This window comes from Sphingomonas sp. Leaf4, assembly GCF_920939515.1.
GTDB lineage: Bacteria > Pseudomonadota > Alphaproteobacteria > Sphingomonadales > Sphingomonadaceae > Sphingomonas.
This window is the reverse complement of record NZ_CAKLBB010000003.1, coordinates 301,546-320,735: the sequence shown is the minus strand read 5'-3', so window position 1 is coordinate 320,735 and position 19,190 is coordinate 301,546. Positions and strand designations below refer to the sequence as shown.

Annotated in this window: 17 protein-coding genes and 2 tRNA genes; 7 read left to right on the top strand and 12 right to left on the bottom strand. The window is 67.1% G+C overall.

Going from position 1 to position 19,190, the window contains the following annotated elements; genetic code table 11:
* Positions 1 to 25 precede the first annotated feature (25 nt).
* Positions 26 to 667, bottom strand: coding sequence for a TMEM175 family protein (locus tag LRA89_RS06180; protein WP_055761594.1), 642 nt, complete (start codon positions 665 to 667; stop codon positions 26 to 28).
* A 468-nt stretch (positions 668 to 1,135) separates the two neighbouring features.
* Positions 1,136 to 1,780: a DNA-3-methyladenine glycosylase family protein gene (locus LRA89_RS06175; RefSeq protein ID WP_230769432.1), complete on the bottom strand. Its 645-nt coding sequence runs from the start codon at positions 1,778 to 1,780 to the stop codon at positions 1,136 to 1,138.
* A gap of 62 nt (positions 1,781 to 1,842) precedes the next feature.
* Between LRA89_RS06175 and LRA89_RS06170 the strand changes: the two genes are divergently transcribed.
* Complete coding sequence (locus tag LRA89_RS06170) at positions 1,843 to 2,160, top strand: 2Fe-2S iron-sulfur cluster-binding protein (protein WP_230769431.1); 318 nt, start codon at positions 1,843 to 1,845, stop codon at positions 2,158 to 2,160.
* 115 nt (positions 2,161 to 2,275) lie between these two features.
* Here LRA89_RS06170 and rlmB read toward each other — a convergent pair whose 3' ends face one another.
* Together rlmB and LRA89_RS06160 are read right to left on the bottom strand one after the other, a co-directional pair.
* Entirely contained in the window at positions 2,276 to 3,025 is a 750-nt protein-coding gene (rlmB, locus tag LRA89_RS06165; RefSeq protein WP_230769430.1) for a 23S rRNA (guanosine(2251)-2'-O)-methyltransferase RlmB, read from the bottom strand.
* A gap of 1 nt (position 3,026) precedes the next feature.
* Positions 3,027 to 4,673: a M20/M25/M40 family metallo-hydrolase gene (locus LRA89_RS06160; protein ID WP_443024938.1), complete on the bottom strand. Its 1,647-nt coding sequence runs from the start codon at positions 4,671 to 4,673 to the stop codon at positions 3,027 to 3,029.
* Positions 4,674 to 4,759: 86 nt separating this feature from the next.
* On the opposite strand from LRA89_RS06160, the gene LRA89_RS06155 reads away from it, so the two are divergent.
* A tRNA-Tyr gene (locus LRA89_RS06155) sits at positions 4,760 to 4,846 on the top strand.
* On the top strand, positions 4,820 to 5,212 hold the full coding sequence (locus LRA89_RS06150) for a YnfA family protein (RefSeq protein ID WP_329958505.1): 393 nt from the start codon (positions 4,820 to 4,822) through the stop codon (positions 5,210 to 5,212). Before LRA89_RS06155 ends, LRA89_RS06150 begins: the two co-directional genes overlap by 27 nt.
* A 10-nt stretch (positions 5,213 to 5,222) precedes the next feature.
* Here the strand turns inward: LRA89_RS06150 and LRA89_RS06145 are convergent.
* Positions 5,223 to 5,296: transfer RNA gene (locus tag LRA89_RS06145), tRNA-Gly, on the bottom strand.
* 113 nt (positions 5,297 to 5,409) lie between these two features.
* Here LRA89_RS06145 and hisS point away from each other — a divergent pair.
* The 4 genes from hisS to LRA89_RS06125 all read left to right on the top strand — a co-directional run bounded on the left by hisS (position 5,410) and on the right by LRA89_RS06125 (position 10,011).
* Positions 5,410 to 6,714, top strand: a complete 1,305-nt coding sequence (gene hisS / locus LRA89_RS06140; RefSeq protein ID WP_230769428.1) for a histidine--tRNA ligase — start codon at positions 5,410 to 5,412, stop codon at positions 6,712 to 6,714.
* Positions 6,714 to 7,787 carry a peptide chain release factor 1 gene (gene prfA / locus LRA89_RS06135; RefSeq protein ID WP_056495611.1) on the top strand — a complete coding sequence of 358 codons (1,074 nt, stop codon included), beginning with the start codon at positions 6,714 to 6,716 and terminating at the stop codon, positions 7,785 to 7,787. The genes hisS and prfA overlap by 1 nt, the downstream gene beginning before the upstream one ends.
* Before the next feature lie 240 nt (positions 7,788 to 8,027).
* Positions 8,028 to 8,846, top strand: a complete 819-nt coding sequence (prmC, locus tag LRA89_RS06130) for a peptide chain release factor N(5)-glutamine methyltransferase (protein ID WP_230769427.1) — start codon at positions 8,028 to 8,030, stop codon at positions 8,844 to 8,846.
* Between the two features lie 244 nt (positions 8,847 to 9,090).
* Complete coding sequence (locus tag LRA89_RS06125; protein WP_230769426.1) at positions 9,091 to 10,011, top strand: DUF4167 domain-containing protein; 921 nt, start codon at positions 9,091 to 9,093, stop codon at positions 10,009 to 10,011.
* Between the two features lie 63 nt (positions 10,012 to 10,074).
* On the opposite strand, the gene LRA89_RS06120 is transcribed toward LRA89_RS06125, so the two are convergent.
* From LRA89_RS06120 to mdh, 7 genes are all read right to left on the bottom strand, one after another.
* Positions 10,075 to 10,746 (bottom strand): hypothetical protein, encoded by a 672-nt coding sequence (locus LRA89_RS06120; RefSeq protein WP_230769425.1) that lies wholly within the window; start codon positions 10,744 to 10,746, stop codon positions 10,075 to 10,077.
* A 128-nt stretch (positions 10,747 to 10,874) separates the two neighbouring features.
* Positions 10,875 to 12,275, bottom strand: a complete 1,401-nt coding sequence (gene lpdA / locus LRA89_RS06115) for a dihydrolipoyl dehydrogenase (RefSeq protein ID WP_230769424.1) — start codon at positions 12,273 to 12,275, stop codon at positions 10,875 to 10,877.
* 16 nt (positions 12,276 to 12,291) lie between these two features.
* Positions 12,292 to 12,789: a DUF1877 family protein gene (locus tag LRA89_RS06110; protein WP_056495624.1), complete on the bottom strand. Its 498-nt coding sequence runs from the start codon at positions 12,787 to 12,789 to the stop codon at positions 12,292 to 12,294.
* A gap of 16 nt (positions 12,790 to 12,805) precedes the next feature.
* Positions 12,806 to 14,047, bottom strand: a complete 1,242-nt coding sequence (gene odhB, locus LRA89_RS06105; protein ID WP_230769423.1) for a 2-oxoglutarate dehydrogenase complex dihydrolipoyllysine-residue succinyltransferase — start codon at positions 14,045 to 14,047, stop codon at positions 12,806 to 12,808.
* 42 nt (positions 14,048 to 14,089) lie between these two features.
* A complete protein-coding gene (locus LRA89_RS06100) occupies positions 14,090 to 17,053 on the bottom strand; it encodes a 2-oxoglutarate dehydrogenase E1 component (RefSeq protein WP_230769422.1) in 2,964 nt (987 codons plus the stop codon).
* 75 nt (positions 17,054 to 17,128) lie between these two features.
* On the bottom strand, positions 17,129 to 18,013 hold the full coding sequence (gene sucD / locus LRA89_RS06095) for a succinate--CoA ligase subunit alpha (RefSeq protein WP_055761229.1): 885 nt from the start codon (positions 18,011 to 18,013) through the stop codon (positions 17,129 to 17,131).
* Between the two features lie 187 nt (positions 18,014 to 18,200).
* Positions 18,201 to 19,163, bottom strand: a complete 963-nt coding sequence (gene mdh, locus LRA89_RS06090) for a malate dehydrogenase (RefSeq protein WP_056495632.1) — start codon at positions 19,161 to 19,163, stop codon at positions 18,201 to 18,203.
* Positions 19,164 to 19,190 lie beyond the last annotated feature (27 nt).

The window sequence follows — 19,190 nt, the reverse complement described above, 5'->3', positions numbered from 1 at the left end:
CCACGCCTGGTGGCGGAAATCTCGGTCACGCCTGTTCCGCCGGCGCCGGTCCGGCAGGTCGATTGCCGATCCGGTTCACCAGTAGCAGTACGAATGGCGTCACGACGACCATGGCGACAAGGCCGATCCCCGGCGATACCATGCCTGCCGCAAATCCCGTTGCGGCGATCACCAGCGGCGACCACATCGACCTTCGGAGCAGGCGGGCGTCCTCGGCCACGGCGGGGTTTCCCTGTGACTGGTGCCGCAACGCGGTTCGAATGACCCAGATATTCACCAGCCCGACGACCAGCAGATAGGCGGTGTAGAAGCCGATCGCGACGCGCAGCAGCGAATAATCGCTGAGGATGGCGGTCGGAAACGGCATGAACGCGATTGCCATCAACAGCAGCAGATTGGCGCGGACCAGCGCCGGGTCGGCGGTATCGATCATCCCCATCAACCGGTGATGCCCGGTCCAGAACCGGCCGATGACAAGGAAGCTGATGATGAAGCCGATATAGTTCGGCAGCAGGTGCAGCAGCGCCTGCGCGAGCGAGTGGTCGCTGACGACGTGCAGTTCGGGCAGCCGTACCTCGATCACCAGCAGCGTCATCGCAATGGCGAACACGGCATCTGAAAAGAAGGTTAGTCGTTCGAGCTTGGCATGTTCACGGTCGTTGGTCATCGTCACCCCCCGGTCGCCTCTCCTTCACCGGTTGCGACGGCGAAGGCAAGCGATCGGACAGCATCCGGGTGGCGATCGTCGCCTGCGCGTCGCCCGTCCTGACCGCTCCGTCGGGCGGTTTGACATTGCCGGTGTCCTACACGTTGCCGACCCGCCATGCTGTGCGCGGCTCTTTGACAACCGCATCCGAACCGAACGCCAGGCCGCGGGCGCGCGCAACCCATCAGAGCGCGTGACCCCTCCGCGCCTCCGCGCGAACCAAATCTTCTTATCCTGTCCGCATCGGGTTGAGAACAGTTCGCAACAAACACGTCACGAGTGTAAACTTTGTCAACTTTGGGGGGAATCGAGCGCTGCAACAGGTCCCGCCACGGGCAAAGCCCGCGTCGTCGGACGGCGCTTTACGCGCCGCCGGCCGGACGCGCCTTGGGCCGCTCGACGTAGCTTCGCTACGTCTCGGTCGGCGCGTCAGATCGCGCTGTTCTTCGCGTCCCCCGTCGCCGGATCGAACATATAATGATGCCACGCAAACACCGTCACCGCACTGCGATGCGGCCGCCACGCCTCGGCCAGAGCACGAATATCCTTCTCGCTCGGCCGCTCGGGCAGGCCCATGATCCGCCCGATCTCCACCTGCACCGCAAGGTCGCCCGCCGGCCACACATCGGTCCGCCCCTCGGCGAACAACAGGTAGATTTCGGCCGACCACCGCCCGATCCCCTTCACCCGCACCAGCGCGGCGATCGCCTCCTCGTCGTCCTCCGGCAGATGGGCGAGGTCGAGCCGCCCGCTGATGACCTCGTCGGCCAGACTGCGGGCATAGCCCGCCTTTTGCCGCGACAGCCCGGCGGCGCGCAGGTCCTCGTCGCTCGCCGCGACGATTCGCGCCGGATCGGTCGGGTCGCCCAGCATCGCCGAAAGCTTCGCCCACACCGAATCGGCCGCCTTGTAGCTGACCTGCTGGCCGACGATCGTGCGCAGCAGCGTCGCATAGCCCCGCTCGCGGATGCGCGGCTCGGGATAGCCGGCATAGGCCAGCGCCTTTGCGAACGCCGGCTCGATCGCGGCCATGGCATCCAGCGAGGTCCGCAACTGTTCGGCGGAAAGGCCCATGGCGGCTTCCTTGCAATCGATCGGAGCGCCCGGCATGGGGCGTGCGATCAGGAGATGAAACGATGCCGAGGCTTACCGTCGTCACCCGCGCAGGGGAAGAACGAACCGTGGACGGAGAGGCTGGCCTGTCGGTGATGGAAGTCATCAAGGACCACGGCTTCGACGAGATGCTGGCGATCTGCGGCGGGTGCTGTTCGTGCGCCACCTGCCACGTCCATGTCGACCCGGCGTTCCTCGACCGCCTGCCGCCGATGACCCGCGACGAGGACGATCTGCTCGATTCGGTCGACGACCGGGCCGCGACCTCGCGATTGGCCTGCCAGATTCCGTTCGAGGATGCGCTCGACGGGCTGAAAGTTCAAATCGCCCCGGAGGACTGACGCCCCAAACGTCGCCCCAGCGCAGGCTGGGGCCTCAAGCGGCGCTTGTCGCGTCTCATCTGCAAGAGATCCCAGCCTTCGCTGGGATGACGTATCTGTCAGGCCTGCCGCGCGATCACCCCCCGTGCGTCGCCACCGCATACAACGCGATCGCCGCCGCGTTCGACACGTTCAGGCTCTCGACCCGGTCCGAGATCGGCAGCTTGGCGAGGATGTCGCAGTGTGCCTCGGTATTCTGCCGCATCCCCTCGCCCTCGGCCCCGACGACCAGCGCGATGCGCTTCGGCCCCAGCGCGTCGCTCAGCAGCGTCTCGGTATGGCCGGTCAGCCCGACGCGCCAATATCCCGCCTCGCCCAGTTCGACCAGCGCGCGCGACAGGTTCACCACCCGCACCCATGGCACGCTCTCCAGCGCGCCCGACGCGGAGCGGGCGACCGTCCCCGATTCGGGCGGGGCATGCCGGTCCTGCGTAACGATGCCGAGGCAGTCGAACGCGGCGGCCGACCGCAGGATCGCGCCGACATTGTGCGGGTCCGTCACCTGATCGAGCAACAGGATCGGCCGGTCGTCGTCGCGCCCCTGTTCGATCAGGTCGGCGAGCCAGATGTCCTCCAGCGGATCGGCCTCGACCACGATGCCCTGATGCGGCGCATCGGCGGGGACGAGCCGCGCCAGATCGGCGACCTCGGCATAGACCACCGGCACGCCCTCGGGCAGCACCAGGCTCGCGCCCATCTCGTGCGTACACCAGATCTTGCGGATGGTGCGTTCGGGATTGTCCAGCGCGGCGAAGGCGGCGTGGCGGCCCCAGAAACGCGGGCGTTGCGGCGATGCCTTGCTCGGGCGGTGTCCTTTGCGGGCCATGTCAGTCTTTCTCAGGAATTGCGTAAGGGTCGGTGGCGACCGGTTGGGTGGGGAGCGGCGGGCGCGGCAGCGGCCGCTCGGCATTGGCGGCGCTTAGCAGCAGCGACGCGAGGATGATCGCGTTCTGCCGCATGTCCGGCCCCTTGATGTGATCGAAGGTATCGATGCTCGTATGGTGCAAGCGGCTGCCATAGTCGAGCGGGTCCTGAATGAACTGATACCCCTGCAGGCCGACCGACTGGAAGAAATAATGATCGGTGGAGCCGGTGCGGCGGTTGGCGACGGTCGTCGCCCCCATCGACGCGAACGGGCTGAGCCAATCTCGTAAGCTCGGCACGGCGGCGACATTGTTCTCGGCGTTGATCCCGCGAATCTTGCCGGAGCCGTTGTCGATATTGAAGTAGGCGGTCATCGCGTCATAGCCGGGCTTCTTCGTGATCGGGAAGCGGCTGGTCCAGCCGTAGAAGCGCGCGAGGCCGCCGTCCCGGCCGCCCGCCGGTTCGGGCCGCGTGGCGATATGCCGCTCGACATAAGCAAGGCTGCCGAGCAGACCCTGCTCCTCGGCATTCCACAGCGCGAAGCGGATCGTGCGCTTCGGCCGGACCTTCAGGGCCGAGAGGATACGCGCCGCCTCCATCACCACGGCGGTGCCCGCCGCATTGTCGACCGCGCCGTCGCCCGCGACCCAGCTATCGAAATGCGCGCCGGCCATGACGTACCCGGCCTGTGCGTCGCTACCCGGCAGATCGGCGATGATGTTGTAGGCGGTGGGATCGCTGTCGTCGAAGCGGACCTTGCTGTCGATCTCGATCGTCGGCGCGGGGCCGCTGACCGCAAGGCGCGCGAGCCGGCGGTAATCCTCCGCCGCGATCTCGACCGCCGGCACGGCGGGGGCGACCGCGCGGGTGAAGAGATAGCCCGAGCCATGCAGCAGCTTGCCGTCGCGCGACGACATGGTTGCCATCGCCACCGCCCCTTCGGCCTTCAGAAACGCATCGAGCTTCTGCGCGAAGTCGAGCCGTTTGGCGCGCCGGTCGGTGTCGGCCGGATCATATTCCGGCTCGCGCCAGCTATCGGCCTTGGCCAGATCCTCGCCGGTCAGGCGGCGGAAGGCGGGCTCGGTCGGTTCCGACCCGGTGCCCGGCCGCGACACCATCACCACCTTGCCGCGCAACTTGCCGCGCCAGTCGGCGAAGTCCTTTTCCTCGGCGATCGGCGCGACGATCACCGGTGCCGCCACCGGGCCGTCGGTGCCCGGCGTCCACGCGATCGGGATCGCGGTCAGCGCGATCACGCGCGGCGTAACCATCCGCACGCTCGACCGCTCGATCGTCCAGCCGCGCCCGAACTCGAATCCCTCGGCGGTGGTGGTCAGGCCCCATTCGCGGAACTTAGCCTGCGTCCAGCGCTCCGCCTCGCGCATCTGCGGCGAATTGGGCAGGCGCGGGCCGATGCGATCGGTCAGGTGCTCGGCGATCGGCATCACCTGAGTCCGGGTGGTGCCTTCGTCGAGGATGCGGTTCACGGCATCGCGGTCGACGCTTTGGGCGGCGAGGGGGGCGGCGATCAGGCAGGTTGCGAGCAGGATGGGGCGCAAACTCGGGGTTCCCTCATGAAAAATGGATGGTCGCGACGCTAAGTTGCCCATGAATATGGCGCAAGCCGTTGACAGCGCCGCGCCGGGACGGCAATGGGCGCGCTCGCTTGAACGGCTGGCCCGTTCAGGTGGCGGCTGGACAGGTGGCCGAGTGGTTAAAGGCAGCAGACTGTAAATCTGCCCGGGTTTCCCGTACGCTGGTTCGAATCCAGCCCTGTCCACCACCGCCCGCGCATTTAGCGCGGCGGTGCTTCGCGGGAAGCAAGACGATCCCGACCCCCATTCTCTTTGTCATCGCCGCGCTGCTCGAAATCGGCGGCTGCTTCGCTTTCTGGAGCTGGTGGCGGCTCGACCGGTCGGTCTGGTGGCTGCTACCCGGCATGGCGGCGCTCGCCGGCTTCGCATGGGTGCTGGCGCAGAGCGACACCGGCGGGGCGGGGCGCGCCTATGCGGCCTATGGCGGCGTCTATGTGCTCGGCGCGGTGCTGTGGGGCTGGTGGGTCGAGGGGCTGGTGCCCGACCGGTTCGATGGGATCGGCGCGGGGCTGTGCCTCACCGGCTGCGCGGTGATCCTGTTCGGACCACGATAGGGGAGGGCGCTGGAGCGGGTAACGGGAATCGAACCCGTGTATTCAGCTTGGAAGGCTGCTGTACTACCATTGTACTATACCCGCCCGCGCGAAACCTGCCCCTGCCACACCCATATCGCCGGGGTCAACCGGTCGCGCGCAGCGCCGCGTGGAAACACTGGCGTTCGCGCGGCGGACACCATAAATCGCGCGACATAATGGCAAAGATCACCACCCCGCGCCCCGTCCGGGGCACCCAGGACATTTTCGGCGATTTCGAGCGGCGCTTCACCCATGTCGCCCAAACCTTCGAGCGCGTGCGCCGCCTCTATTGCTTTGCGCGGGTCGAGGTGCCGGTGTTCGAATCGACCGCCGTCTTCGCCCGCTCGCTGGGCGAGACGACCGACGTCGTGTCGAAGGAGATGTATTCGTTCGAGGATCGTGGCGGCGATTCGCTGACGCTGCGCCCCGAATTCACCGCCGGCATCGCCCGCGCCTATCTGACCGAAGGCTGGCAGCAATATGCGCCGTTGAAGCTCGCGACGCACGGCCCCGTGTTCCGCTACGAACGCCCGCAAAAGGGCCGCTATCGCCAGTTCCACCAGATCGACGCCGAGGTGATCGGCGCGGCCGAGCCGATGGCCGATGTCGAGCTGCTGGCGATGGCCGACCAGTTGCTCAAGGAACTGGGTATCGCCGATGGCGTGACGTTGCAGCTCAACACGCTGGGCGATGCCGAGACGCGCGACGCATGGCGCGCCGCACTGGTCGAGCATTTCGAGGGGCACCGCGCCGACCTGTCCGAAGACAGCCTGAAACGCCTCGACAAGAATCCGATGCGCATCCTCGATTCGAAGGACCCGCGCGACCGGCCGATCGCCGATTCGGCGCCGGGGATCGATTCGTTCCTGACGGCGGAGGCAGCGGACTTCTTCGCCGCCGTCACCGGCGGGCTCGACGCGGCGGGGGTGCAGTGGACCCGCAACGACCGGCTGGTGCGCGGCCTCGACTATTACCGCCACACCGCGTTCGAATTCGTGACCGACCGGCTGGGCGCGCAGGGGACCGTGCTGGCGGGCGGACGCTATGATGGGCTGATCGAATCGCTCGGTGGTCCTGCGACGCCCGGCGTGGGCTGGGCGGCGGGGATCGAGCGACTGGCGATGTTGCTGGAGGAGCCTGCCGTCTCAGGGCCTGAACTGACGGTTATCGCTGACGGCGAACATTCAGGGAATCTTGCGCTTGAAGTCATGGGTCTGCTTCGGAGCAACGGTATCACTTGTGAAATGTATTTCTCGGGTAGCCAGAAAAAGCAGTTCGAACGAGCAAGGAAGCGTGGAACAGGTCGCGTGTTGACAGTGGCTGCCGATTTCACGGGAAGCACCATCGGAGCTGTTCGCATCACCGACATGGAAGCGGGAGCGCGACCGATCCGGCTGCGGACGAAGCGAGCGCTGCGCAAACGGTTCAGCTTGTCTGAGCCATACGGCGAACGTGTGATCTCTCTGGAACGAATTCGTTAATGACCATCGCCCCCGAACGCATCGCCCAGATCGAGGCGCGCCGTGACGAACTCGCCGCGCAGATGGCGACCGGCGACCTGCCCGGCGACCGTTTCGTCGCGGTGTCGAAGGAATATGCCGAACTCGAACCCGTCGCACAGGCGGCGGGCGAGGTCCGCCGGCTGCGCGCCGAGAGCGATAGCCTGACGCACATGACGCAGGACGCCGACGACGACATGCGCGCGATGGCGATCGAGGAGCTGCACGCCAATCGCGGGCAGCTCGAATCGGCCGAACGTGCGCTGGCGCTGGCGCTGCTGCCGCGCGACGCGGCCGACGAACGCGCGGCGATGCTCGAAATCCGCGCCGGTACTGGTGGCGACGAAGCCGCGCTGTTCGCCGGCGACCTGTTCCGCATGTACCAGCGTTATGCCGACAATCGCGGCTGGCGGATCGAGCTGATCTCGGCCTCGGTATCCGACGCGGGCGGCTATAAGGAAGTCGTCGCCAGTGTCACCGGCGCGGGCGTGTTCGCGCGCCTGAAGTTCGAAAGCGGCGTCCACCGTGTCCAGCGCGTGCCCGCGACCGAAAGCGGCGGCCGCATCCACACCAGCGCCGCGACCGTCGCGGTGCTCCCCGAAGCCGAGGAAGTCGACGTCCAGATCGACGAGGCGCGCGACCTGCGCATCGACGTCTATCGCTCGTCGGGGCCGGGCGGCCAGTCGGTCAACACCACCGATTCGGCGGTGCGCATCACCCATCTGCCCACCGGCCTCGTCGTGATCCAGCAGGACGAAAAATCGCAGCACAAGAACAAGGCCAAGGCGCTGAAAGTCCTGCGCACCCGCCTCTACGAAGCCGAACGCGCGCGGCTGGCCGACGAGCGCGCCGGCACGCGCCGCTCGATGGTCGGATCGGGCGACCGGTCGGAGCGCATCCGCACCTATAATTTCCCGCAGGGGCGCGTGACCGACCACCGCATCAACCTGACGCTCCACCGTTTGCCCGAAATTCTGGAAGGCGAGATGGAGGAATTGCTCGGCGCACTGATCGCGCAGGACGAGGCGGAGCGGCTGGCGACGCTGGATGGGTGATTTGGAATCGCGCGAAGGCGCGAAGGCCGCGAAGAAGAAGGGTATTCGCGCCGAGGCGCAGAGGCGCGGAGGGGGTGTGCCCGCCGATCGCGCAGCGATCCGTCTCTACCCCCGGGTTGACCAGAAGAGACGGCACCTGACGGCGCGGAACGTCACCCGACGCGCAACCCCTCCGCGCCTCTGCGCCTCTGCGCGAACAATCTCTTTCTTCTTTGCGCCTTCGCGCCTTCGCGTGATTCCATGACCACGCTCCGCCAGGCGCTGACCCAAGCGACGGCGCGCATCGCCGAAGTCTCTGACTCCCCCCGTCTCGACGCTGAACTCCTCGCCGCCCACGCGCTCGGCTGCACGCGCGAGGCGATGCTGCTGACGAGGCTGGACGACCCCATTCCCGAGGGGTTCGAGGACTTGGTCGATCGCCGCCTGACCCATGAACCGGTCGCCTATATCACCGGCAGCCGCGCGTTCTGGACGATCGAGCTGATGGTCGGCCCCGGCGTGCTGGTCCCCCGCGCCGACAGCGAGACGCTGATCGACGCCGCGCTCGGCCACTTCGCCACCCGCACACCGCAACGCATCCTCGACCTAGGCACCGGTCCCGGCACGCTGCTGCTGGCGGCGCTCGCCGAATGGCCCGGCGCCACCGGCCTCGGCGTCGATGCCTCGCCGGCCGCGCTCGACTATGCCCGACGCAACGGGGCGGCGCTGGGCATGGCCGATCGGGCGCAATGGCGGCAGGGCGACTGGACCGCCGGCATCGACGGTCTCTACGACCTGATCCTCGCCAACCCGCCCTATATCGGCACTGGCGAATCGCTCCCGCACGAGGTCGTCGGTCACGAACCGGGCGAAGCGCTGTTCGCCGGTCACGACGGGCTCGACGACTACCGGCGCATCGTGCCCGATCTTCCCCGCCTTTTAGACAAAGGGGGCATCGCTGCGATCGAGATCGGCCATACCCAAGGCGAGGCGGTCGCCACGCTGGTCCGCGCCGCCGGGCTGTCGGCGACGCTGGTCCGCGATCTGGGCGGCCGGCCGCGCTGCATCCTTGCCGGTTGAACCGAACGGCGGCGCGCCCCATCTTTCCGCTTGGAGAAGCCGGTTGCACCCGCTAAGACCGGTGGCGGGGCAGGCACCATCGACCACGTCGTTGATAGCGGGCAGGGCTCCTTCCATCGTCATGTGCGCCGCCGTCCCGCGGCCATGGCAGGCGGACGGTGCCTTTGCGCATCGCCTCGCGGATTTGCTCGCACCCGGGATCGCGAGATCGACGGACAGGTAAGGACAGGACAACCAACCCTTGATGAACAATCGTCAGGCCGGCCGCCGTCGCGGTCGCGGTGGCCAGCGCCAGCCGGGAAGCGGCGGCGGCAATTCGCGTGAAACCGGCAATCGTATCGACAATCGCGCGCGTGGCAATGCCGCGCAACTGCTCGAGAAATACAAGAACCTTGCCGCCGATGCGCAACGCGCCGGCGACCGGGTGAACACCGAATATTATCTCCAGTTCGCCGATCACTATTTCCGCGTGCTCGAAGCGGGCCGGTCGCGGGTCGAGGAACAGCGCCGCGTGCGCGACGACTTCGACGGCGGCGAGGACGATGATTTCGAGTTCGACGGCGATAACGCCGACGGCGGCCAGCAGGAACGCAGCAGCCGCGACGATCGCCAGCGCGACGATCGCGGCAATCGCGAAGAACGCGGCCAGCGTGACGATCGCGGCAATCGTGAGGAACGGGGCCAGCGCGATGACCGTGGCAACCGCGACGATCGCGGCCAGCGCGAAGAGCGCCAGCCGCGCGTCCAGCGCGACGATCGCGCACCTCGCGAAGACCGTGCGCCGCGCGAAGAGCGTGCCGCACGCGACGATCGCCCGGCCCGTGAGGAGCGTCCGCAGCGCGAACGCATCCGCCGCGATACGCCGCGCAGCATCCCCGGTGCGGGTGAAGTCCGCGCGGTAGAGGGCGAGGTCGGCACGCAGGAAAACGTCGTACCCGAACCCGTCGTCGCCACCCAACCGGACGAGGCCAAGCCGGTCCGTCGCCGCACCCCGCGCGTGCGTGCCGAAGCCGCCCCGCTCGACGCGGTTCCGGCCGAAGCCGCGCCATCGATCGACGCGGATCGCCTGCCGCCAGCACTCTCGACGCCTGATGACGGTGCCGAACGGCCCCGCCGCCGCCGGATCACCCGCGTGAAGGAAGAGGTCGTGCCGCCCGCCGCCTGAGGCGCGAGCGACACGACTGTCGGCAACGGCCCGTACCGCTCGCGCGGTGCGGGTCGTTTCGTGTCAGTTGATCCAGAGGGTTTGTTGCGCGATGACACGCCATCGTCCGCCAGTGCCGTCGAACGCCAGCAACCCTCCCTGACTGTCGCGGCGATCCCGGCGAAGGTCGACAGAGACGAACGCAAGCGTTCCGTACCGGGCTGGCCGTGACAGCCGGATCTGATCGCAGGTGTCGTTGCCGATCGACTGACCATGTCCCAGCCACGCCGGCAGGATGAGAAGCGGGGTGCTGGCGCTCTCGCCCGGTATCGCCGCAACGATCATGGCGATTCCATGATCGATCCGCGCCGCCGTCCGCGGATCGATGGGTCTGCCCGCCATATCGTACCACGATCCTGATCGTGACCGGACCGGATCGGCTGCGGCCGGTATCCGGGCGATCGGTGCGGCCGCCTGTCGCGCCATATCGCCCAGCTCACCGAACGGAGGAAGAGCAAGCATCGGCGTGACGCATTGGCCGGGAGCGGCAACATGCTTCAACGCCGCGCGGATGATCGCTTCGTCGGCACTCGCGATGGCCGGCTGCGGAGCCGGCAGGAACATGACGCTGCCCGTTCCTCCCAGCCGCACCGGCGGAACATAGATTGCCGTTCCGATGCTGGATGGCGACGATCCGGCCGCGCAGCCGCTACCGATAGCCGATAACGCGATCAGACAACCAAGGCCGACCCGCATCCTGCTCTCCTATCCCTGTCAGGGCCGAGCATGCCATCGTCGGGGTGTGACGGCCAGCCACCAACGCAAAAGGGGCGGGACACGCTGCCGTGTCCCGCCTCCATGAAGCCGTGTCCGTACGCGACCGATCAGATGTGAATCGCCTTGCCCCGCACCGCCATCGCCGCTTCCTTGAGCGCCTCGGCATGCGTCGGGTGCGCGTGACAGGTGTAGGCGATGTCCTCGCTGGTCGCACCGAATTCCATCGCCTGCGCCGCCTGCGCGATCATCGTGCCGGCCAGCGACGAGACGATCCATACGCCGATGACGCGGTCGGTCTTGGCATCGGCGATGACCTTCACGAAGCCATCGGTGTCGCGATTGGTCTTGGCGCGGCTGTTGGCGGCGAAGGGGAATTTGCCGACCTTAATCTCGCCCTTGTCCTTGGCCGCTTCCTCGGTCAGCCCGACGCCGGCGATCTCGGGCATGGTGTAGACCACGCTCGGAATCACGTCATGGTTCACGATGCCGGTCTGCCCGGCGATGAACTCGGCGACGGCGACGCCCTCGTCCTCGGCCTTGTGCGCCAGCATCGGACCATGCACCACGTCACCGATCGCCCAGATGCCGTCGACCTTGGTGCGGAACTCCTCGTCGATGTCCACCTGCCCGCGCTGGTTGACGCTCAGGCCCGCCTTGTCGAGCGCGAGGCCCTCAATGTTCGCACGGCGGCCGATCGACACCAGCACCGCGTCCGCGCTGATCGTCGTCGCCTCGCCGCCGGCGGCGGGTTCGACGGTCAGCGTCGCGGTGCCGCCATCGACCGACGCGGCCGTGACCTTGGTCGAGGTCTTGAGGTCGAAGCCCTGCTTCTTGAACAGCTTGGCCGATTCCTTGCGGACCTCGCCGTCGAAGCCGGGCAGGATCTGGTCGGCATATTCGACCACCGTGACCTTGGCGCCGAGGCGACGCCACACGCTGCCGAGCTCGAGGCCGATCACGCCGCCGCCGATCACCACCAGATGCTCGGGCACCTTGGGCAGCGCCAGCGCGCCGGTCGAATCGACGATGATCGCCGCGTCATTGTCCACCTCGACGCCCGGCAGCGGCATCACCGACGATCCGGTGGCGATCACGATGTCGCGCGCGGTGACGGTGCGGTCGCCGACCCTGACCGTGTTGTCGTTCTCGAACGCGGCATAGCCTTTCAGCCATTCGACCTTGTTCTTCTTGAACAGATATTCGATGCCGCCGGTCAGCTCGCCGACCGCCTTGGCCTTTTCAGCGTGCATCTGATCGAGGTCGAGCGTCGCGCCGGCGATGTTGACGCCGAACTTGGCGAGATGCCCGCCGGTCGCTTCCTCGTACAGCTCGGAGGCGTGGAGCAGCGCCTTCGACGGGATGCACCCGACGTTGAGGCAGGTCCCGCCCAGCGTCGCGCGGCCCTCGGCGCACGCCACCTTGAGGCCCAGTTGCGCCGCGCGGATCGCCGCGACATAGCCGCCGGGTCCGGCACCGATCACGAGGACGTCGAAGTCGTAGTCAGCCATTGGTCTCTATCCCGTCCTAGTCGTTGTGGGCGATCACGCGGATCGCGCCGTCGCCGGTACGGCGGCAGTGTGCCGCGAATTGGCGAAGGGCCGGAAGCCCTTGCAGTATATAGTCGATCGCATCGCCGCCGACGAACGTGTCGGCGAGATACACATCGGCTTTCATCATCGCCTTTTGGTCGAACCGGCGGGCGATCGTCGCATCGTCCTGGGCGTCGAGCGCATCGGCGAACGCCTTCATCCGCTCGGGCGCGATCAACCCGATCCCGCCCTCGCCATTCTCGTCCGCGCCCAGTTCGGGCAAGGCGGCGATGATGATCCCGAGCGGATGGCCGACATCGTCGGCCGATCCGGTCAGCAGGTAATGCAGTGCATGCCAGCCCATGTCGAAATCGACGAGGTCGAGGTTCTCGACCCCCTCGTCGAACACGAACGTCTCGAACACCGACGGGTCGGCGACCAACCGGTCGAGGTCGGCATCGCCGGCCCGCCGCAGATAGATCACCATGCCCATCGGTGCCCGATCCTTCTTACAGGTCGATCAGCAGGCGCGTCGGATCCTCGATCGCGTTCTTGAGCGCGACGAGGAACGTCACCGCCTCACGACCATCGATCAGGCGGTGGTCGTAGCTGAGTGCCAGATACATCATCGGGCGCACCACGACCTGACCGTCACGGACGACCGGGCGTTCCTCGATGCGGTGGAGGCCCAGCACCGCCGACTGCGGCGGATTGATGATCGGGGTCGACATCAGCGAGCCGAACACGCCGCCGTTCGAGATGGTGAAGGTGCCGCCCTTCATCTCGTCCATCTTGAGCGTGCCGTCCTTGGCGCGCTTGCCGAAGTCGCCGATCGTCTTCTCGACGCCCGCGACCGACAGCTTGTCGGCATCGCGGATGACGGGGACGACAAGGCCGCCCGGCGCCGACACGGCGACCGAGATGTCGGCATAGTCGCGATAGACGATCTCGTCGCCCTCGATGCTGGCGTTGACCGACGGAATGTCCTTCAGCGCCATCGTCGCGGCCTTCACGAAGAAGCCCATGAAGCCGAGCCGCACGCCGTGCTTCTTCTCGAACAGGTCCTTGTACTTCGCGCGCGCCTCGATCACCGCGGTCATGTCGACGTCGTTGAAGGTGGTGAGCAGCGCGGCGGTATCCTGCGCTTCCTTGAGGCGGCGGGCGATCGTCTGGCGCAGGCGCGTCATCTTGACGCGCTCTTCCTTGCGCGCCGGTGCGGCGCTGGCGGCGGGGGCCGCCGCGGCCGGAGCGGCCGCCGGGGCGGCGGCGGCCGACTTGTCACCGGCGGCGGCGACCACGTCTTCCTTGGTGATGCGACCGTCGCGACCGGTGCCCTTGACCTTGGCCGGATCGACGCCGTGTTCGAGAATCGCGCGGCGGACCGACGGCGACAGTGCGGCGGCATCGACATTGGCATCGGCCGCTGCCGGTGCCTGCTGCGCCGGAGCGGCAGGAGCGGGGGCCGCTTCCTGCTTCGGCGCATCCGCCTTGGGCGCGGGTGCGCTACCGGCGCCACCGGCGTCGATCGTGGCGATCATCGCGCCGACCGACACGGTGTCGCCCGGCTGCACCGCATGCGCGCCCATCACGCCCGCGACCGGCGCGGGCACTTCGACCGACACCTTGTCGGTTTCGAGGCTGGCGATCGGCTCGTCGGCCGCGACCGCTTCGCCCGGCTGCTTCAACCATTCGCCCAGCGTCGCTTCGGTGATCGATTCGCCCAGCGTGGGGACCAGAACTTCGGTTGCCATCGGATTTTCCTCATCTCCCCCGTGTCGGGGGTAATAACACGGTTAGGATGCGGCCTTGCCGGTGGCGCGTTCGCCCTCGGCCTGACGGGTACGGCGGATTTCGTCGCGGACATTGTGGCCGAGCGCATCGGCGACCAGCGCGCCCTGTTCGGCCTGGTGGCGCTTCATCAGCCCGGTGGCGGGCGATGCCGCCGCCGTGCGACCGGCATAGCGGGCACGCGCCACCGGCGCGTTCGCCTCGGCCAGCGCTTCCTCGATCGCCGGTTCGACGAGGAACCACGAACCGTTATTTTTCGGCTCCTCCTGCGCCCAGACCACGTCGGTCAGGTTAGGCAGGCGCTTCAGCCGCTCGACCAGCGCATCGGTCGGGAACGGATAAATCTGTTCCACGCGCACGATCTGCGTGGCGGTGTCGCCCGCCGCGTCGCGTGCCTCGATCAGGTCGAACGCGACCTTGCCCGAACACAGCACCAGCCGCGTCGTGTCCTGATCGGCCGGGGCCGATGGGTCGGACAGCAGCCGCTTGAAATGGCTGTCGCCGAGGAACTCGGCAGCGCTCGACGTCGCCATCTTGTGCCGCAGCAGCGACTTGGGCGTCATGATGACCAGCGGTTTGCGGAAGTTGCGGTGCATCTGCCGGCGCAGCAGGTGGAACAGGTTCGCCGGCGAGGTGACGTTGGCCACCTGCATATTGTCGCCCGCGCACAGTTGCAGGAACCGCTCCAGCCGTGCCGAGCTATGCTCCGGCCCCTGACCTTCGTAGCCGTGCGGCAGCATCATGACGAGGCCGTTGGCGCGCAGCCACTTCGCTTCGCCCGCCGCGATGAACTGATCGATCATGATCTGCGCACCGTTGGCGAAATCGCCGAACTGCGCTTCCCAGATCACCAGCGCCTTGGGGTCGGCCAGCGCATAGCCGTATTCGAAACCGAGCACGCCATATTCGCTGAGCGGGCTGTCCAGCACCTCGAAGCTGCCATGCTCAATGGTCTTGAGCGGCACGAACTTGTGCTCGTCGGTCTGGTCGACCCACACCGCATGCCGCTGCGAGAAGGTGCCGCGACCCGAATCCTGCCCCGACAGGCGGACACCGAACCCTTCCGACAGCAGCGATCCGAACGCCAGCGCTTCACCGGTCGCCCAGTCGAAGCCCTCGCCGCTGGTGAACATCGCCCGCTTGGCGTCGAGCACGCGGGTGAGCGTCTTGTGGACCTGAAGGTCGTCCGGAACGCTGGTCAGCGTGCGGCCGAGCGATTCGAACAACTTCGGGCTGATGCCGGTTTCGACCGAGCGGCGCGCGCCCTCGGCGTCCATCGGCGCGTGCAGCCCCGACCAGCGCCCGGCGAACCAGTCGGCACGGTTCGGCTTGTAGCTCTTGGCCGCGTCGAACTCGCTTTCGAGATGCTGGGTGAACTCGCCGGTCTTGGCGCTGACGAACCCGGCGTCGATCACGCCTTCGTCCTGCAATCGCTTGCCGTAGATGTCGCTGACGCCCGGATGGCCCTTGATCTTGGCGTACATCAGCGGCTGGGTGAACGACGGCTCGTCGCCTTCGTTATGGCCGAAGCGGCGATAGCACCACATGTCGACCACCACGTCGCGGTGGAACTTCTGGCGGAACTCGATCGCCATCTTGGTCGCGAAGGTCACGGCTTCGGGATCGTCGCCGTTTACATGGAAGATCGGTGCCTGCACGCCCTTCGCCACGTCCGACGGATAGGGCGAGCTGCGCGCGAACTGCGGACTGGTGGTGAAACCGACCTGATTGTTGATGATGAAGTGGACGCAGCCACCGGTGTTGTAGCCACGGATGCCGGAGAAGCCGAGGCATTCCCACACGATCCCCTGACCCGCGAACGCGGCGTCGCCGTGGATCAGGACGGGCAGCACCTGCTCATGCGTTTCGAGGTCGCTGCGGAAGGTTTGCTGCGCGCGGACCTTGCCGAGCACGACCGGGTTGACCGCTTCGAGATGGCTGGGGTTGGCGACCAGCGACATATGCACCGACACGTCGTCGAAGGTGCGGTCGGTCGAGGTGCCGAGGTGATATTTCACGTCGCCCGACCCGCCGATGTCGTCCGGGTTGGCGCTGCCGCCGGCGAATTCGTGGAACAGCACGCGGAACGGCTTGGCCATCACGTTGGTCAGCACGTTCAGGCGACCACGGTGCGCCATGCCGTACACGATCTCGCGCACGCCCATCTGGCCGCCGTATTTGATGACCGCTTCGAGCGCGGGGATCATCGATTCACCGCCGTCGAGGCCGAAGCGCTTCGTGCCGACGTATTTGCGGCCGAGGAACTTCTCCCACTGCTCGGCCTCAATGACCTTGCTGAGAATCGCCTTCTTGCCGTCGGCGGTGAACTGGATCGCCTTGTCGCGGCCCTCCATCCGGTCCTGCAGGAACTTGCGCTCCTCCACGTCCGCGATGTGCATATACTCGAGGCCGACGTTGCCGCAGTAATTGGCGCGCAGGATGTCGACGATCTCGCGCACCGTGGCCCATTCCAGCCCCAGCGTGCCGCCGAGATACACCGGCGTGTCGATCTCGGCATCCGAAAAGCCGTGATATTCGGTGCGCAGATCCTCGGGCAGATCGCGGCGGGCGAGGCCCAGCGGATCGAGATTGGCGGCAAGATGCCCGCGCACCCGGTAGGTGCGGATCAGGAGCTGCGCGCGGATCGCGTCGCCGGCGGCCTTGGCCACATCGACCTTGGGCGCGGGCGGAGCCGCCGCCGGAGCCGGCTTGCCGCCGCCCTTGGCCGGCTTGGGGGCCGGTTCCATCTGCGTCGGGTCGAGCGCGGCGGTGAGCTGGTCGGTGTCGGTCAGCGGCCAGCGCTTGCTCTGCCAGCTCGGGTGCTGCGTCGCGCCCTCCAGCCCGTCGAACCACTGACGCCAGCCAGCATCGACCGACGAGGGGTCCTCGCGGTAGCGACCATAGAGCGTTTCCACGAATGCCGGGCTGACGCCGGCGGCGATGTCGAAATCCTGGCCTTCGTAGCCCATGGTCGTTTCCCGTCCGCTGTTGCCCGGTCGAACCGGGCGGTGCCCCGCGCGCGTCGTGGCGCGGGGCGTGTCAGTTCAACCGTTCAGCACTTCGAGCAGCGTCGAACCCAGCTCGCTGGGCGATGCCGCGACCTTGATGCCGGCCGCTTCCATCGCCGCGATCTTGCTTTCCGCATCGCCCTTGCCGCCCGACACGATCGCGCCGGCATGACCCATGCGACGCCCCGGAGGCGCGGTGCGGCCCGCGATGAAGCCGGCCATCGGCTTGCTGCGGCCGCGCTTGGCCTCGTCGATCAGGAACTGTGCGGCCTGTTCCTCGGCATCGCCGCCGATCTCGCCGATCATGATGATCGACTGGGTGGCCTCGTCGGCGAGGAACAGCTCCAGCACGTCGATGAAGTTGGTGCCGTTGACCGGATCGCCGCCGATGCCGACCGCCGTGGTCTGGCCGAGGCCGGCGTTCGAGGTCTGGAACACCGCTTCATAGGTGAGCGTGCCGGAGCGCGAGACGACACCGACGCTACCCTGCTTGAAGATGCTGCCGGGCATGATGCCGATCTTGCATTCGCCCGGCGTCAGCACGCCGGGGCAGTTCGGGCCGATGAGGCGCGACTTGCTGCCCGACAGCGCGCGCTTGACGCGGACCATGTCGAGCACCGGAATGCCTTCGGTGATCGCGACGATCAGCGGGATTTCGGCATCGATCGCCTCGAGGATCGAATCGGCGGCGAAGGGCGGCGGAACGTAGATGACTGACGCATCGGCACCGGTCTTCGACTTGGCTTCGGCGACGGTGTTGTAGACGGGGAGGCCGAGATGCTCGCTGCCGCCCTTGCCCGGCGTCACGCCGCCGACCATCTGCGTGCCATATTCCAGCGCCGCCTTGGTATGGAAGCTGCCGGTTTCGCCGGTCATCCCCTGGGTGATGACCTTGGTGTTCTTGTTGACGAGGATGCTCATCTTCGTTTCCCTTGCTGCTCCGTGGCCGGAGCGAAAATTCGGTTCAGCCCGGCGAACGGATCGTTCGGCATCGGTGCTGTAGGGGTGCCGGATCAGACCGCCCTTCCGGCGTGGTCCGCGACGGAGGCGAAAATTACTCCGCTTCCGTCGCGCCTGTCCCTGGTCCCCGCCAGAGCGGGGAGGCTGCTTACGCCAGCGTCTCGTCGATGCCCTTGCAGGCGACCAGCAGTTCCTTGACCGCGTCGACCGACACGGTGAGGTTCGCCTTTGCTTCGTCGTCCAGCGCGATCTCGACGATCTGCTCGACGCCGCCGGCACCGATCACCACCGGCACGCCGACATACAGGTCGTTCACGCCGTACTGGCCGTCGACATAGGCGGCGGCGGGCAGCACGCGCTTCTGGTCGTACAGATAGGCTTCGGCCATCGCGATGCCGCTGGTCGCGGGCGCGTAATAGGCCGAGCCGGTCTTGAGCAACGCGACGATCTCGCCGCCGCCGCCGCGGGTGCGCTTGACGATCGCGTCGATCTTCTCCTGCGTCGAGCGGCCCATCTTGATGAGGTCGGGAACGGGGATGCCCGACACGGTCGAATAGGAGATGACCGGGACCATCGTGTCGCCGTGCCCACCCAGCACGAAGCTGGTCACGTCCTTGACCGACACCTCGAACTCGTCCGCCAGGAAGTGGCTGAAGCGCGCGCTGTCGAGCACGCCGGCCATGCCGACGACCATGTGGTGCGGCAGCCCGCTGAATTCGCGCAGCGCCCACACCATCGCGTCGAGCGGGTTGGTGATGCAGATGACGAAAGCGTCGGGGGCATTGTTCTTGATGCCCTCGCCGACGGCCTTCATGACCTTCAGGTTGATGCCGAGCAGGTCGTCGCGGCTCATGCCCGGCTTGCGCGCGACACCGGCGGTGACGATGATGACGTCCGCGCCCGCGATGTCGGCATAGTCGTTGCTGCCGATGATCTTCGCGTCGAACCCTTCGACGGGTCCGCACTGCGACAGGTCGAGTGCCTTGCCTTGCGGAATGCCCTCAGCCACGTCGAACAGGACGATGTCGCCAAGGTTCTTCAACGCTGCGAGATGGGCGAGCGTGCCGCCGATGTTGCCGGCGCCGATCAGCGCGATCTTCTTGCGAGCCAAGGTTCTCTCCGTGCAGTCAAACGCGCG

Excerpts from the sequence above, each read along its gene's own strand:
- LRA89_RS06125 (WP_230769426.1), top strand. The coding sequence starts at position 9,091 with ATGAACAATCGTCAGGCCGGCCGCCGTCGCGGTCGCGGTGGCCAGCGC.
- prfA (WP_056495611.1), top strand. The coding sequence starts at position 6,714 with ATGACCATCGCCCCCGAACGCATCGCCCAGATCGAGGCGCGCCGTGAC.
- LRA89_RS06100 (WP_230769422.1), bottom strand. The coding sequence starts at position 17,053 with ATGGGCTACGAAGGCCAGGATTTCGACATCGCCGCCGGCGTCAGCCCG.
- LRA89_RS06170 (WP_230769431.1), top strand. The coding sequence starts at position 1,843 with ATGCCGAGGCTTACCGTCGTCACCCGCGCAGGGGAAGAACGAACCGTG.
- prmC (WP_230769427.1), top strand. The coding sequence starts at position 8,028 with ATGACCACGCTCCGCCAGGCGCTGACCCAAGCGACGGCGCGCATCGCC.
- LRA89_RS06180 (WP_055761594.1), bottom strand. The coding sequence starts at position 667 with ATGACCAACGACCGTGAACATGCCAAGCTCGAACGACTAACCTTCTTT.
- LRA89_RS06160 (WP_443024938.1), bottom strand. The coding sequence starts at position 4,673 with ATGGGCAACTTAGCGTCGCGACCATCCATTTTTCATGAGGGAACCCCG.
- rlmB (WP_230769430.1), bottom strand. The coding sequence starts at position 3,025 with ATGGCCCGCAAAGGACACCGCCCGAGCAAGGCATCGCCGCAACGCCCG.
- sucD (WP_055761229.1), bottom strand. The coding sequence starts at position 18,013 with ATGAGCATCCTCGTCAACAAGAACACCAAGGTCATCACCCAGGGGATG.
- hisS (WP_230769428.1), top strand. The coding sequence starts at position 5,410 with ATGGCAAAGATCACCACCCCGCGCCCCGTCCGGGGCACCCAGGACATT.
- LRA89_RS06120 (WP_230769425.1), bottom strand. The coding sequence starts at position 10,746 with ATGCGGGTCGGCCTTGGTTGTCTGATCGCGTTATCGGCTATCGGTAGC.
- odhB (WP_230769423.1), bottom strand. The coding sequence starts at position 14,047 with ATGGCAACCGAAGTTCTGGTCCCCACGCTGGGCGAATCGATCACCGAA.
- lpdA (WP_230769424.1), bottom strand. The coding sequence starts at position 12,275 with ATGGCTGACTACGACTTCGACGTCCTCGTGATCGGTGCCGGACCCGGC.
- LRA89_RS06110 (WP_056495624.1), bottom strand. The coding sequence starts at position 12,789 with ATGGGCATGGTGATCTATCTGCGGCGGGCCGGCGATGCCGACCTCGAC.
- LRA89_RS06175 (WP_230769432.1), bottom strand. The coding sequence starts at position 1,780 with ATGGGCCTTTCCGCCGAACAGTTGCGGACCTCGCTGGATGCCATGGCC.